The following is a 13,724-nucleotide window of genomic DNA, read 5'->3' on the forward strand; positions in this document are numbered from 1 at the left end:
TTTTTTATGGCTATTCGCCCTCTAATACCAGAGTAAGAGCCTTACGTGCGTCTTCTAGTTGTACCAGGGTGGCATGTTTGGCGCCCAGGGCATCGCCATGTTGAATAGCCGTCAGGATCGCTTTATGGCGGGGAAGGGCGAACTCATGAAGGTTGGGACGCCTGTTTGATTGCTTGAGCGATTCGCGCAATGCCAGCGATAGCATGTTGCAGAGGTTAGCCAAGAGGTCATTGTGAGTGGCTTCGGCAATCTGACTGTGGAAATCCAAGTCCGGTTGTAACCACTCTTCCGGCGTCTTGGCTGCTTCCATGCGCTGATAAGCGTTCTCAATGGCCGCTACGTCATCAGGTGTGGCATGCGTAGCAGCAAGCGCGGCGGCTGCGGGCTCTATAATGCAGCGCACGCTTGAAAGCATGTTGAAGAAATCGTTTTGTGGCGTCGTTTCCATCAGCCAGTGCAGTACGTCGGGATCAAGCATATGCCATTCGCGACGAGGCCTGACAACCGTGCCCACCTTGGGTTTGGAGTAGACAAGCCCTTTGGCTACCAAGACCCGGGTTGCCTCGCGCAGCACCGGGCGGCTGACAGCATACTCCTCGCACAGCAACGCTTCAGGCGGAAGCTTGGTGTCTGCAGGAAAGTGGCCAGAAACGATATGCCGGCCCAACTCCTGAACGATTCGGGCATGCATGCTTTTGCGAAGTGAAGGTTTGCGATATTCCATGAGGCGCGACGTGGCGATCCTGTTTCGAGGCCGCGCATCATAACATTCGCCCCTCGCCAATGCGGAAAGGGGCGTTGAGAACTCACTCAATGTGAATGTCTCGGCACCTCGGAGCCACGGCAGCCGACGAGGAAGTCAAAATCGCAGCCCTCATCGGCCTGCAGTACGTGGTCCACGTACAGCTTGCGGTAACCGCCACCGAGCAGGTTGGCGTTCGGGTCCTGCCAGTCCGCCAGGCGGGCCTGCAGCTCTTCATCGCTGATATCCAGGTGCAGACGGCCGTTCTCGCAGTCCAGCTCGATCATGTCACCGTCACGCACAACCGCCAGCGGACCACCTGCCGAAGCCTCCGGCGCTACGTGCAGTACCACCGTCCCATAGGCCGTCCCGCTCATGCGCGCATCGGAAATACGCACCATGTCGGTAATGCCCTTGGCCAGCAGCTTGGGCGGCAGACCCATGTTGCCCACCTCAGCCATGCCCGGATACCCTTTTGGTCCGCAGTTCTTGAGCACCATGACGCAGGTCTCGTCGATATCCAGGTCCGGGTCGAGCACACGCTCCTTGTAATGCTCCAGGTTCTCGAACACCACAGCACGGCCCCGGTGCTGCATCAGCTCCGGTGTGGCAGCAGAGGGTTTGAGCACTGCGCCCTTGGGTGCCAGGTTGCCCCGTAACACGCAGATTCCGCCGTCCTGGCGAATCGGGTTATCCAGCGTACGAATAACCTCATCCTTGCCATAGATAGGTGCCTCAGCGCAGTTCTGCCAGATCGATTGGCCATTGGCAGTCAGGGCATCAGGGTGCGGCAGCAGGTTTGCCTCGCCCATCCGGCGAATCACGGCAGGCAGGCCACCGGAGTAGTAGAACTCTTCCATCAGGAAGCGACCGGACGGCTGCAGGTCGACGATGGTAGGCATACCGCGACCGACCCGCGTCCAGTCGTCCAGCTCAAGGTCTACGCCCATACGGCCAGCGATGGCCTTGAGGTGAATCACGGCATTGGTCGAACCGCCGATGGCAGCATTGACGCGGATGGCATTCTCGAAGGCTTCCTTGGTCAGGATCTTCGACAGGCGAAGGTCCTCATGCACCATGTCCACGATACGCATGCCAGAGAGGTGCGCCAGTACATAGCGACGCGAATCCACGGCTGGGATCGCAGCGTTATGCGGGAGCGAGGTGCCCAGGGCTTCAGCCATGCAGGCCATGGTGGAGGCAGTACCCATGGTGTTACAGGTACCGGCCGAACGGGACATGCCGGCTTCAGCAGAGAGGAACTCGTTCAGGTCGATCAGCCCACCCTTATAGGCCTCGTGCATCTGCCAGACGATGGTACCGGCACCGATGTTGCGACCGTGGTGCTTGCCGTTGAGCATCGGGCCACCGGTCACCACGATGGCAGGTACGTCGCAGCTGGCAGCGCCCATCAGTAGCGCAGGAGTGGTCTTGTCGCAGCCGGTCAGCAGCACCACGGCATCGACCGGGTTGCCGCGGATGGCTTCCTCCACGTCCATGCTGGCCAGGTTACGGGTCAGCATGGCGGTGGGGCGCAGGTTGGACTCGCCATTGGAGAAGACGGGAAACTCGACAGGAAAGCCGCCGGCTTCGTAGACGCCGCGCTTGACGTGCTCGGCAATCTTGCGGAAGTGGGCGTTGCAGGGGGTAAGTTCGGACCAGGTGTTGCAGATCCCGATGATGGGTTTGCCCTGGAACTCGTGGTCCGGGATGCCCTGGTTCTTCATCCAGCTGCGATACATGAAGCCGTTCTTGTCGGCATTGCCAAACCACTGGGCCGAGCGCAACTGGGTTTTTTTCTCAGACATGTTGTTAACTCTTATTTGTCATACTAAACGGAAGTATTGATCCGAATTTAGACTTAATAAGCTTTCATGTGAAGTGTTGTTGAGTAAAAAGTATTACTTTATAGTCCATATCACCAGTGCGGCTGCTATGCTCAAGCCGTACATAACAAAAACAATCGGAGACTTGGCTATGAGCCCAGAAATGCGGCTGATCCGCCTCATCACACTCAAACTTATTCCCTTCCTTATCCTGCTGTACCTTGTAGCCTACGTGGACCGTTCCGCTGTCGGGTTTGCCAAGTTGCATATGGGGGCAGATATCGGCATCAGCGATGCGGCTTATGGGATGGGGGCAGGACTGTTCTTTATCGGATATTTCCTGTTCGAAGTGCCAAGCAATCTGTTCCTGACTCGCTTTGGAGCGCGCCGCTGGTTTGCACGGATCCTCATTACCTGGGGTGCCATTACGATTGGCATGGCCTTCATCCAGGGGCCAACCAGCTTCTATGTAATGCGGTTTCTACTTGGTATTGCGGAGGCGGGATTCTTTCCTGGGGTGCTGTACTACATCACGCAGTGGTATCCCATACGTCACCGCGGCAAGATCCTGGGATTTTTCATCCTGTCGCAACCCATTGCCATGATGGTGACTGGTCCGCTCTCGGGCGCCTTGCTAGGCATGGAAGGCATAATGGGTCTGCATGGCTGGCAGTGGCTGTTCATTCTTATCGGTACGCCTGCAGTATTGCTCGCATGGCCAACCTTGCGTTTTCTGCCAGATGGTCCGGCAAAGGTGAAATGGCTATCGGCTGATGAGAAACGCTGGTTGGCAAACGAACTTGAAAAGGATTTGCAGGAATATGGCCAGACACGTCATGGCAATCCACTGCATGCACTCAAGGACAAGCGCGTCCTGCTACTGGCACTCTTCTATCTGCCGGTGACCTTGAGTATTTACGGCCTGGGCTTGTGGCTGCCGACGCTGATTCATCAGTTTGGCGGAAGTGACATCATGACCGGCTTTGTCTCGTCCGTTCCTTATCTCTTTGGCATTATTGGTCTTTTGGTTATTCCTCGCAGTTCAGATCGCCTGAATGATCGTTATGGTCATCTGGCGGTCCTGTATGCGCTAGGTGCCATAGGCTTCTTCTTCAGTGCTTACCTAAGTGCACCAGCACTGCAATTGGGGGCTTTGTGTCTGGCGGCCTTCAGCCTGTTTTCCTGCACTGCAATCTTCTGGGCGCTACCAGGCCGCTTTTTCTCGGGTGCCAGTGCCGCCGCTGCCATTGCGCTGATCAATTCGGTGGGGAACCTGGGAGGTTATATCGGACCATTTGGTATTGGCGCACTTAAAACCTATACCGGGACATTATCGTCCGGTTTGTACTTCCTGGCAGGAGTACTTTGCATAGGTCTTTTGATGACATGGGTCGTGTATAACCAGCTGGAACGGCGCCTTGCGCTCAAGACTGCCCCATCTTCCTGAGCGGCAGGCTGCATAAAAAAAGCCACTCTTGATGAGTGGCTCTTTGCTTTATCAGTGCTGGATATGCAAGCCGCACTCACGGTTTTCTTCGCCCTTGGTGGGGTCGAAGTAATCGAAGTTGTTTGGCAGATTGTGCTCCACCAGATATTGATACAGGTCTTTAGAGGTCCAGTTCAGCAGGGGGGCAACCTTGATCAGGCCATCCTGGTTGATGCTGACCGGCTGCATTTGGGCACGTACTGCAGTATCGCTTGCACGCAATGCGGTAAACCATACGCTGGGTGCCATTTCCCGCAGTGCGCGGGTAAACGGCTCAAGTTTGACTTCTTCGGTAAAGGCCTCATGGCGTGGATCGTCTAAACCAGGCACAGGACCTTCAATAGCTTCGCGATGGGCCCGCGAGCGCTTGGGTAGATAAGTGATCAAGTTGAGATTAAGTGCGCGGGCGACCTCATCGGCGAAGCGATAAGTCGCCTCGGTATTATAGCCATTGTCCATCCATACCACAGGGATGTCGGGCTTTACGCGCGTTACCATGTGAAGAATGACCGCTTCAAACGGACGAAAATTGGTCGTGCAGATAGCCGGCTTGCCAAGACCCAATGCCCAGGCAACAAGCTGCTCAGGCTGATTGGCGAATTCGGCATTGATGCGGTCCAGATCAAGTGACATGGCAAGGCTCCAACGCTAATAAGTCAAGACGAACATGGTAACAAAGCCCCGTCTGGGCTGCACGACGTAGCGGCATCCGTCAGGCTATGCATCTCAAGGGTGTTCAATAACACTCGTACCTTGGCAATAGATTCCTCATACTCGTCTTGCCATTCTGAGTCCCTGACGATTGCACCGCCGCCCCAGCAGCTGGCCATCCCGTCCTTGATCAATACACTGCGAATAGCGATGGAGCTGTCCATCTCGCCCCGCACGTCGATATAGAGCAGGGAGCCACAGTAGATGGAGCGGCGAGTCGGCTCCAGCTCATCGATAATTTCCATTGCCCGAATCTTGGGGGCTCCGGTAATTGAGCCGCCTGGAAAGCTTCCGGCCAGCAGATCGAATACATCGCAACCGGATGCAAGCTCACCCGTCACACTGCTCACCAAGTGATGCACGTTTGGATAGCTCTCCAGTGTAAACAGCTCAGGGACTTTGACCGAGCCTATTTGGCAGCTGCGTCCCAGGTCATTACGCAAAAGATCAACGATCATTACATTTTCGGCACGATCTTTTGGACTGGCCAGCAGTTCATCCGCCAGGGCGGCGTCTCGTACGGGGTCCAGGCTGCGTGGTCGCGTCCCTTTGATGGGGCGTGTTTCCACCCGACCGTCATGCACCTGAATGAAGCGTTCAGGTGAGTGGCTGAGGATGGCACCGCCCTGGATGGGCAGATAACCGGAAAAAGGCGTAGGGCAGGCGGCTCGCAAGGTGCGGTAGGCTTGCCAGTCCGATCCAGAGCAGGGCGCCTGAAAGCGCTGTGTGAAGTTGATCTGATAACAGTCCCCGGCGTTTATATAAGCCTGGGTTCGCTCGATTTGTTCGCGATAGCGCTCTTTAGTCACATTCGCCTGGAATGGGGTTTTCAGGTAAAAAATTTGATCCTGGCTTGGAGTAACCGGGCTCGTGAAAAGATCAATCAGACGCGAGCGTTCAGCGGCATTCAGTACCGGATGAAATACTAGCTGGCTGGTCTGTCGCTCATGATCGCTAATCAATGCCCAGCCATACAGGCCCAGTCTGGCCTCAGGCAACCTCAGATCATCCTGGGCCTGAGCTGGTAGACGCTCCAGCTGGCGACCAAAATCATAGCTCAGATAGCCCATCACGCCACCTGCAAAGGGCAGATCTACTTCGGTGGGAAGCTGCGCCGCTCCGAGCTTGCCGAGTGCGTGACGAAGCCGAGCGAAAAACGAATGCCCTGATTCCTCCGCTAAAGGGGTGAGCTGCTCCAGCGGCCAGGCACTAAGCAGGTCATATCGTCCACGTGTGGCCGTTGGTCTGCCAGAGTCCAGCAGAATAGCACCCTCCGCATTACGGATGCGCTCGAAGAAATCACCGGGATCTGCTTGGTAGTCAAGCGGATAAAGTGTGCAGGTGAGCATGTGTTCAGCGAGTTATGGTAGATGAGGAGACATGACCGAATAATCGTTGAGAAAAGGCTACACGCTCTTCCGCTGTTTCAACGATACCCTGGGCCTGCATTTCGGCGAGACGAGCCTCTACTGCCTGAGCTCGCAAGGTAAGTCCGCTGTCATTGGCAATCTGAATATTCAGGCCAGGCCGTGCATTGAGCTCAAGAATCAGAGGTCCTTTATCTTTGTCGAGCACCATGTCAACACCAATGTAACCCAGCCCGGACAATTCATAACAGGAAGCCGCCAAGCGCATGAATCCGTCCCAGTCCGGCAGCTGTACGCCGTCTACAGGATGGGCGGTATCCGGGTGCTTTTCGATCTTGGCGTTAAGCCAGGTGCCACGTAGCGTAAGTCCGGTTGCCAGGTCCACTCCGACACCAATCGCACCCTGGTGCAGGTTAGCCTTGCCTCCGGATTGACGTGTAGGTAGACGTAACATGGCCATTACGGGGTAGCCCATCAAGACGATAATTCGAATGTCCGGAACACCTTCATAGCTGATATTGCGAAACAGCTCATCAGGGATGACCCGGTACTCGATGAGTACTCGATCTCTATGGCCACCGAGTGAATAGAGACCCGAGAGGATGCTGGAGATGTGATATTCCATGTCCGAACGGCTAACCATCTTGCCGGAGACTGTTTTCAATCGCCCCTCAAAGCGGTCGGCAATGACCAGAATGCCATCGCCACCAGCCCCCTGTGCGGGTTTAACAACGAAATCCTGATGGTTCTCAATAATCGTATCGATCTTCCCGATGTCGTGCTCTGTCGAGATGATCCCGTATAAATCCGGCACATGGATGCCTGCCTCGATTGCTCGCTGCTTGGTCAGGATTTTGTCATCCACGACCGGGTACAGGCTGCGCTTGTTGTACTTGAGTACATAATCGGCATTACGCCGGTTGATACCCATGATCCCTCGAGCCGAAAGGGCCTTCCATGTTTTGATCAAACCGAACATGTCAGTCTTCCTTCAGCAGGGCCTTGAAGCGAACCAGTTCCGTCAGGCGATAACCGCGATAACGACCCATTGCCAGCATGAAGCCCACCAGAATCAACAGGACGGCCGGGAACGTAAATACGAAATACACCAGCGGTGGGATTTTCATCAGAAGATAAGCCAGCGAGCCGGCGAACAACGTGCCGATGGCGACCTTGAGAGCATGGTTGGCGCCACGCTCCTCCCAGGTTATCGAGAGTCGCTCAATGGTCATGGTCAGAATAACCATTGGGAAGAGCGCAACCGAAAGGCCGTTTTCAAATCCCAGTTTGTGACTGAACAGGCTGATGGCGGCAATCATGAGTACGACGAACGTCAGTACAACCGACAGTCGAGGCAGCATCTGCAAGCGGAGGTGTTCCAGGTAGGAACGCAGGGAAAGGCCCAGTGCAGTGATCACGGTGAACAGACCGATGCCCCACTGCAGGCCGGTTTCCCGGAAAGCCAGTGCAATCAGAACCGGTGTAAAGGTTCCCAATGTCTGCAGGCCTATAAGATTTCGCAGTATGAGAATCACGAGCACGCCAAGCGGGATCATGATCATCGTCTGGTAGGTCTGCTGGGTCTGGAGGGGCAGGCCGTACAGGGAATAATCCATGAAGGCCGTCTCCACACTCGAATTGGTGAGCTGAGCCAGGCGAATGGCATTCATCTGGCTGCTGTCCAGCGTGAACGTCACATTCGCTTTACGACCGCCATCGAGGTTCAGCAGTTGACCGTCACCGCTCCACCAGATCATGCGATCGGACGGTAGACCGCGCTCGCCTGTTTCAGGATTGAAATAGATCCAGTCCTTGCCGTTATAGCTACGCAGCCAGAGTTCCGGATTTTGCTGAATGTGGGCGACAAGGCGCAGGGTGTGAACCTTTTCCAGGGGTACACGTGCCAGCGACACCAGCAGATCGATGGTCTGTGCCCGCTTGGTGATGCTGGTATCGCCATTGAGTAACAACTTTACGTTGTCGTCATTGACGTTATTGACGCGCCTGATGGCTTCGCTGATGAATGTTTCCACATCGGCTGAATGTTGACGGATAGGCGCGATCAAGGCTTCAGCAGCCAGGCGCTCAGGACCTTCCGGCAGAACAATAGGGTCTCGAGTAACCGGGCCTTTTTCTTCACGTGGCTTGTCACTTCCAAAACGCTTGGTCATAACCAGACGGTAATACAGGGTCTGGTCGCCTTTGGCACGTCGCGCAGACCAGGTCAGCTGCCGGTTACCCTCTATGCGGCTGACGTTAACGCCGTAGTTATTGGAGACAAAGCTCTCGTTAAGGCTGACGTAGCCTTGCGTCAAGGGTGGAACGAACAATTGTACTTTGACGGGCACGTGGGGTGTGGCAGTAAACGTAACCTTGGCATCAATGCTCCATAACTCATCCGTTTCATCCTGAGTGATCGGAATGCCCAGCCCAAAGATCTGGTAGGCGGTAATGGATACGCCAAGTAGAACCAGAACGGTGATAAGAATCTTCAGATGCAAATTAATGGAGCGCATGCAGGTTACTCGACTTTCAAATAGGGCATGCCGGAGTACCGGCCAGATAAGAGCGGGAGACGTCAATCAAGGCGTCATAGCGCCTGAGTGCCTTGCTGCCAATCAGCAAGGGAAAGTCAAAGTGGCTACGGTTCGTAAGATTAACCTCAATCGTATGCCTCTCATTTCCCATGCAGATAACCATTGGAATAACGGGACGACTGGTATGCATCTTGGGTTCGACCCCTGGTGTGTGGTCTGCATGCCGCCGCTTGATATGGCTTACACGAAGCAGAGGGCGCTCCAGCGTAATGTCATGGGCCTGATCAATAGCCAGAGAAAAGCGCACCCAGCGCTCCCCGCTACGGGTAAATAGATGGATGCGGTGTGCACTCAAGGAGGCGGTTTCTGCACCCGTATCAAGCTTTGCTTTAAGGTGTAAATTTAGCTCCGGCAGATACACATTTTCATGCAGGCCATACGTTCGCTTCTCGCTTGAAAAGCACAGGGTGCTCCATAGCAGGGGCACGCTAAACAGTAGATAAATTAAAGATTTCATCAAGCTAGTGCAGGCCAGGCATGTGCCAGCGGAGGATGGCTTCCGGCACAGTGCGTCAGTCAAAAGGGCACATTCTAGCATGGGCCCCTTTCTAAACCAGTGAAGCCTGCCGCGACGTATCACTTTAGGCGGCGCTCAACACCTTTCTCTACCAGAATCTTGGCGGCGATCTCTTCAACAGAGAAATGGGTTGAATTAATAGACGGAAGATTTTCACGTCGGAACAGGCTTTCTACTTCCCGGACCTCAAACTCGCACTGGGCAAAACTGGCATATCGGCTATTGGGCCGGCGCTCGTGCCGAATCGCCGATAGGCGGTCAGGGTCGATTGTCAGACCAAACAGTTTGTTCTTTTGTGCCTTGAGCGAGGCAGGCAGTTGCAAGCGCTCCATGTCCTCCTCGGTTAAAGGATAGTTCGCTGCTCGAATTCCAAACTGGAGCGCCATATAAAGGCAGGTGGGCGTTTTGCCGCACCGGGAGACACCGACCAAAATCAAATCAGCCTTGTCGTAGTGTTGCGTACGCGCGCCGTCGTCGTTTTCCAGAGCAAAATTCACGGCCTCGATACGTTGCATATAATTGGCGTTATGCATCATGGAGTGTGATTTACCGACCGAATATGACGATTCAGCACACAACTCCTGCTCAAGCGGGGATAAAAAAGTGGAAAAGATGTCAATCATGAACCCATTCGACTGGTCGAGAATCGCGCGTATTTCCCGATTAACGATGGTGTCGAAAATAATGGGGCGCGCACCGTCTGACACGGCGGCGTTGTTGATTTGCTGTACCATGGCCCGGGCTTTTTCCACGGTGTCGATATAGGGCCGGGTCAGTTTTGTAAAGCTGATGTTCTCGAATTGAGCGAGTAAGCTTTGGCCGAGGGTTTCGGCAGTAATGCCGGTACCGTCGGAAATAAAGAAGGCGGTTCGTTTCATCAGGGTGAAACTCCCGAGACAGTGGTTTTTGATTTTATCGTAAGGTGCTTCGTAAAGGCTGCTGGAAGACTGGCACTTTTTTAAAAGTACTTGGCGCCTGTAGCCAGTCGATAAAACGAATTCTACTGATTCTGGAATAAAGACCCAGTGTGAACGTGCCAGTTGCGTACGAGCTTTCCCACAAATACAAATATGGAGAGATCACCTTGGACGAGTACGTAGTTTCCCTGGATAAACTCGGGGTGCACGATGTTGAGCAAGTGGGCGGCAAAAACGCATCCCTTGGCGAGATGATCAGCAATCTGGCGGGTGCGGGTGTTTCGGTTCCTGGCGGTTTTGCTACTACTGCACAGGCCTATCGGGACTTCCTTGAGCAAAGCGGGCTTAATGACCGTATCCATGCCGCTCTGGACGCGTTAGATGTCGACGATGTTACCGCGTTGGCTAAAACAGGCGCCGAAATCCGGCAGTGGATCATGGACGCCGAATTTCCGGCTCGTCTGGATACTGAGATCAGAACGGCCTTCGCACAGCTGTCGGCAGGAAATGACAATCTGGCGGTTGCCGTGCGGTCTTCCGCTACGGCAGAAGACCTGCCGGATGCCTCCTTTGCCGGTCAGCAGGAAACGTTCCTGAATATACGCGGTGTAGACAACGTCATCCGAGCGGCCAAAGAGGTCTTTGCATCGCTGTTCAACGACCGGGCCATTGCTTACCGCGTACACCAGGGCTTCGATCACAAGCTCGTCGCGCTATCGGCTGGGGTGCAGCGCATGGTTCGCTCCGAAACAGGGGCGGCAGGCGTGATGTTTACACTGGACACCGAGTCGGGTTTCCGGGATGTGGTCTTTATCACAGGTGCTTATGGCCTGGGTGAGACCGTTGTCCAGGGTGCCGTCAACCCTGATGAATTCTACGTACACAAGTCCACGCTGGAGGCGGGGCGGCCTGCAATCCTTCGCCGTAATCTGGGTAGCAAGGCTATCAAGATGATTTATGGCGAGGAAGCCAAGGCGGGGCGCTCTGTCAAAACCGTCGATGTTGAGGCTGCCGAGCGTGCACGCTTCAGCATTACCGATGATGAGGTCACCGAGCTTGCCAAGCAGGCACTCATCATTGAAAAGCATTATGGTCGCCCGATGGATATCGAGTGGGCCAAGGATGGAGATGATGGCAAGCTCTATATCGTTCAGGCGCGCCCCGAGACCGTCAAGAGCCGTGCCAGTGCAACAGTAATGGAGCGCTACCTGCTCAAGGAAAAGGGGCAGGTCATTGTTGAAGGGCGTGCGATCGGCCAGCGTATCGGTGCAGGCCCGGTCAAGGTCATCCGTGATGTTTCCGAAATGGATCGCGTCATGCCGGGCGATGTCTTGGTTTCCGATATGACCGATCCCGACTGGGAGCCGGTCATGAAGCGCGCCAGCGCTATCGTCACCAACCGCGGCGGCCGGACGTGTCACGCAGCAATCATCGCTCGTGAGCTGGGTATTCCAGCTGTAGTGGGGTGTGGCAATGCAACCGAGCGCCTTAGTGATGGGCAGGTCGTAACCGTCTCATGCGCAGAGGGTGACGCGGGCCTGATCTACGAAGGTGAATTGAGCTTCGACGTCCGTCAAAGCTCGGTAGATGCCATGCCTGATCTGCCATTCAAAATCATGATGAATGTAGGAAATCCAGATCGAGCATTCGACTTCGCCCAATTGCCCAATGCAGGCGTTGGACTGGCGCGCCTTGAGTTCATCATCAATCGCATGATCGGCGTGCATCCCAAGGCGCTACTCAATTACGACAGTCTGCCGCTGGATATCAAGGAAAGCGTCGACAAGCGTACGGCTGGCTATAGCGATCCGGTAGGCTTTTACGTCGAAAAGCTGGTCGAGGGTGTTAGCACGCTGGCTGCAGCGTTCTGGCCCAAAAAGGTCATTGTCCGCCTGTCCGACTTCAAATCCAACGAGTACGCCAACCTCATTGGTGGCAAACTGTACGAGCCTGAAGAAGAAAACCCGATGCTCGGGTTCCGTGGTGCTTCTCGCTATATCAGCGAGTCTTTCCGCGACTGCTTCGAGCTTGAATGCCGTGCCATGAAAAAAGTGCGTAACGAAATGGGTCTGACCAATGTCGAGCTTATGGTTCCTTTCGTTCGTACTCTTGAAGAGGCCTCCCAAGTAGTTGATCTGTTGGGGACCTACGGGCTCAAGCGTGGCGAAAATGGCCTGCGCGTGATCATGATGTGCGAGCTGCCTTCCAATGCGCTTCTGGCTGAAGAGTTCCTTGAGTATTTCGATGGTTTCTCCATCGGCTCTAATGACATGACTCAATTGACGCTGGGCCTGGATCGTGATTCTGGCATCATTGCTCATCTTTTCGATGAGCGTAATCCAGCCGTCAAGAAGCTCCTGACTCAGGCCATCGCGGCTTGTAACAAGGCCGGTAAATACATTGGTATTTGCGGTCAGGGCCCGTCCGATCATCCTGACCTGGCCAAGTGGCTGATGGATCAGGGAATCGAAAGCGTATCGCTCAATCCGGATTCCGTGCTTGATACATGGTTCTTCTTGGCCGAGGGACAGGCTTAAAATAGCGCGTCATTCACAGGCGGGGGTAACCCCGCCTTTTTATGTAACGGTAATTATGCAAAGCAGTAGCCAGCTTTTCCCTGTTGCGCTCGTGCGCGCCGAGTTATACGGGGACTTAACCGAAGATGTGTACCTTCTCAAGCCCAACAATAGCTCAGACCTTAGTGTTGAGCTGTCTCTGACACGCCTTGGGCGGCTGAACCGGCAAGCGCCCTACAGACCTCCCGTTATCCTCGTTCATGGTGCCTTTGGTAATCGTTTTACGTGGTATTCCGCGAGCGGTACAGGGCTGGGTGTCGAGCTTGTCGATGCCGGATTCGACGTCTGGATTGCCGAGATGCGCGGTCATGGCTGCTCACCACGCAACCTGGAGTATGTGAGCAATCAATTATCTGACTATGCACGCTATGACCTTCCAGCAATTGCAGCCTTTGTAGAGGAGCAATCGGGGTTGCCAGGTCACTGGATAGGGCACGGGCAGGGCGGGCTTGCGGTTGTTTTGAGCGTTCTCAACGAATGGCTGGCCGAGCGCTCAGTCAAGTCGCTGGGCTTGTTGGGCGTTGCCACGTCCGACCGTCTGTGGGGGCTGCTGTCGTGGCGGGAAAAAATGCGCTCGACTATTTCCGGCCATGGAGTAGGCGTTGGTCCTGAGGATGAGCCAAAGGTGCTGCTAAAGGCACTTCAGGATGAGCGTGCACTGGGCAGTAGTCGCTCCGAGCGGGACCGGCTGCTAACGCGATTGTCTTCGCTCTCAATACCTGTACTGGGACTGGCAGCTGCCAATGACCCACTGGTGAGCGCTGAGGCGTGCCGAATGCTGTTTGACCGTTTCGGAGGGCAGTATAAGGATTTCATCTCTCTAGGTCAGCTTCTTTCCCGCGAAAACGGTATGAGTCATGCCTCGCCTTTCATGGCACGGGAAGCACATCGGCACTTTAGCGGGCTAATTTCAGAATGGCTGACCAGTATCGAAAAAGCTTCACAAAAGCAGGATGTTGCACCTAGTATCGAACTGACTGAATAG

At 54.8% G+C, this 13,724-nt stretch carries 11 protein-coding genes; 3 read left to right on the plus strand and 8 right to left on the minus strand.

What is annotated here, in order from left to right; translation table 11 throughout:
* Positions 1-10: 10 nt before the first annotated feature.
* Both JQR90_RS07305 and JQR90_RS07310 read right to left on the minus strand, forming a co-directional pair.
* On the minus strand, positions 11-724 hold the full coding sequence (locus tag JQR90_RS07305) for a FadR/GntR family transcriptional regulator (RefSeq protein WP_434140670.1): 714 nt from the start codon (positions 722-724) through the stop codon (positions 11-13).
* 86 nt (positions 725-810) lie between these two features.
* Entirely contained in the window at positions 811-2,550 is a 1,740-nt protein-coding gene (locus JQR90_RS07310; RefSeq protein ID WP_434140672.1) for an IlvD/Edd family dehydratase, read from the minus strand.
* 169 nt (positions 2,551-2,719) lie between these two features.
* On the opposite strand from JQR90_RS07310, the gene JQR90_RS07315 reads away from it, so the two are divergent.
* Positions 2,720-4,015 (plus strand): MFS transporter, encoded by a 1,296-nt coding sequence (locus JQR90_RS07315; protein ID WP_150347701.1) that lies wholly within the window; start codon positions 2,720-2,722, stop codon positions 4,013-4,015.
* A gap of 51 nt (positions 4,016-4,066) precedes the next feature.
* Here the strand turns inward: JQR90_RS07315 and JQR90_RS07320 are convergent, their stop codons facing one another.
* The 6 genes from JQR90_RS07320 to ppsR all read right to left on the minus strand — a co-directional run bounded on the left by JQR90_RS07320 (position 4,067) and on the right by ppsR (position 10,124).
* Entirely contained in the window at positions 4,067-4,687 is a 621-nt protein-coding gene (locus JQR90_RS07320; RefSeq protein WP_010797785.1) for a phosphoadenosine phosphosulfate reductase family protein, read from the minus strand.
* A gap of 23 nt (positions 4,688-4,710) precedes the next feature.
* Positions 4,711-6,114, minus strand: a complete 1,404-nt coding sequence (pabB, locus tag JQR90_RS07325) for an aminodeoxychorismate synthase component I (RefSeq protein WP_434140674.1) — start codon at positions 6,112-6,114, stop codon at positions 4,711-4,713.
* A gap of 4 nt (positions 6,115-6,118) precedes the next feature.
* Entirely contained in the window at positions 6,119-7,111 is a 993-nt protein-coding gene (locus JQR90_RS07330; RefSeq protein WP_404627706.1) for an alpha-L-glutamate ligase-like protein, read from the minus strand.
* Position 7,112: 1 nt separating this feature from the next.
* A complete protein-coding gene (locus JQR90_RS07335) occupies positions 7,113-8,648 on the minus strand; it encodes an inactive transglutaminase family protein (RefSeq protein WP_434140676.1) in 1,536 nt (511 codons plus the stop codon).
* A gap of 16 nt (positions 8,649-8,664) precedes the next feature.
* Positions 8,665-9,186, minus strand: coding sequence for an ATP-dependent zinc protease family protein (locus tag JQR90_RS07340; protein WP_051370192.1), 522 nt, complete (start codon positions 9,184-9,186; stop codon positions 8,665-8,667).
* 119 nt (positions 9,187-9,305) lie between these two features.
* Positions 9,306-10,124 carry a posphoenolpyruvate synthetase regulatory kinase/phosphorylase PpsR gene (gene ppsR / locus JQR90_RS07345; RefSeq protein WP_010797790.1) on the minus strand — a complete coding sequence of 273 codons (819 nt, stop codon included), beginning with the start codon at positions 10,122-10,124 and terminating at the stop codon, positions 9,306-9,308.
* Between the two features lie 206 nt (positions 10,125-10,330).
* Between ppsR and ppsA the strand changes: the two genes are divergently transcribed.
* Together ppsA and JQR90_RS07355 are read left to right on the plus strand one after the other, a co-directional pair.
* On the plus strand, positions 10,331-12,700 hold the full coding sequence (gene ppsA, locus JQR90_RS07350) for a phosphoenolpyruvate synthase (protein ID WP_434140677.1): 2,370 nt from the start codon (positions 10,331-10,333) through the stop codon (positions 12,698-12,700).
* 55 nt (positions 12,701-12,755) lie between these two features.
* Positions 12,756-13,724, plus strand: a complete 969-nt coding sequence (locus JQR90_RS07355) for an alpha/beta fold hydrolase (RefSeq protein WP_434140679.1) — start codon at positions 12,756-12,758, stop codon at positions 13,722-13,724.

Origin of the sequence: Pseudomonas sp. JZ114, assembly GCF_051027705.1 — a bacterium.
Taxonomy (GTDB): Bacteria; Pseudomonadota; Gammaproteobacteria; order Pseudomonadales; family Pseudomonadaceae; genus Chryseomonas; species Chryseomonas luteola.

Excerpts from the sequence above, each read along its gene's own strand:
- JQR90_RS07335 (WP_434140676.1), bottom strand. The coding sequence starts at position 8,648 with ATGCGCTCCATTAATTTGCATCTGAAGATTCTTATCACCGTTCTGGTT.
- JQR90_RS07305 (WP_434140670.1), bottom strand. The coding sequence starts at position 724 with ATGGAATATCGCAAACCTTCACTTCGCAAAAGCATGCATGCCCGAATC.
- JQR90_RS07310 (WP_434140672.1), bottom strand. The coding sequence starts at position 2,550 with ATGTCTGAGAAAAAAACCCAGTTGCGCTCGGCCCAGTGGTTTGGCAAT.
- pabB (WP_434140674.1), bottom strand. The coding sequence starts at position 6,114 with ATGCTCACCTGCACACTTTATCCGCTTGACTACCAAGCAGATCCCGGT.
- ppsR (WP_010797790.1), bottom strand. The coding sequence starts at position 10,124 with ATGAAACGAACCGCCTTCTTTATTTCCGACGGTACCGGCATTACTGCC.
- JQR90_RS07355 (WP_434140679.1), top strand. The coding sequence starts at position 12,756 with ATGCAAAGCAGTAGCCAGCTTTTCCCTGTTGCGCTCGTGCGCGCCGAG.
- JQR90_RS07315 (WP_150347701.1), top strand. The coding sequence starts at position 2,720 with ATGAGCCCAGAAATGCGGCTGATCCGCCTCATCACACTCAAACTTATT.
- JQR90_RS07330 (WP_404627706.1), bottom strand. The coding sequence starts at position 7,111 with ATGTTCGGTTTGATCAAAACATGGAAGGCCCTTTCGGCTCGAGGGATC.
- JQR90_RS07320 (WP_010797785.1), bottom strand. The coding sequence starts at position 4,687 with ATGTCACTTGATCTGGACCGCATCAATGCCGAATTCGCCAATCAGCCT.
- JQR90_RS07340 (WP_051370192.1), bottom strand. The coding sequence starts at position 9,186 with ATGAAATCTTTAATTTATCTACTGTTTAGCGTGCCCCTGCTATGGAGC.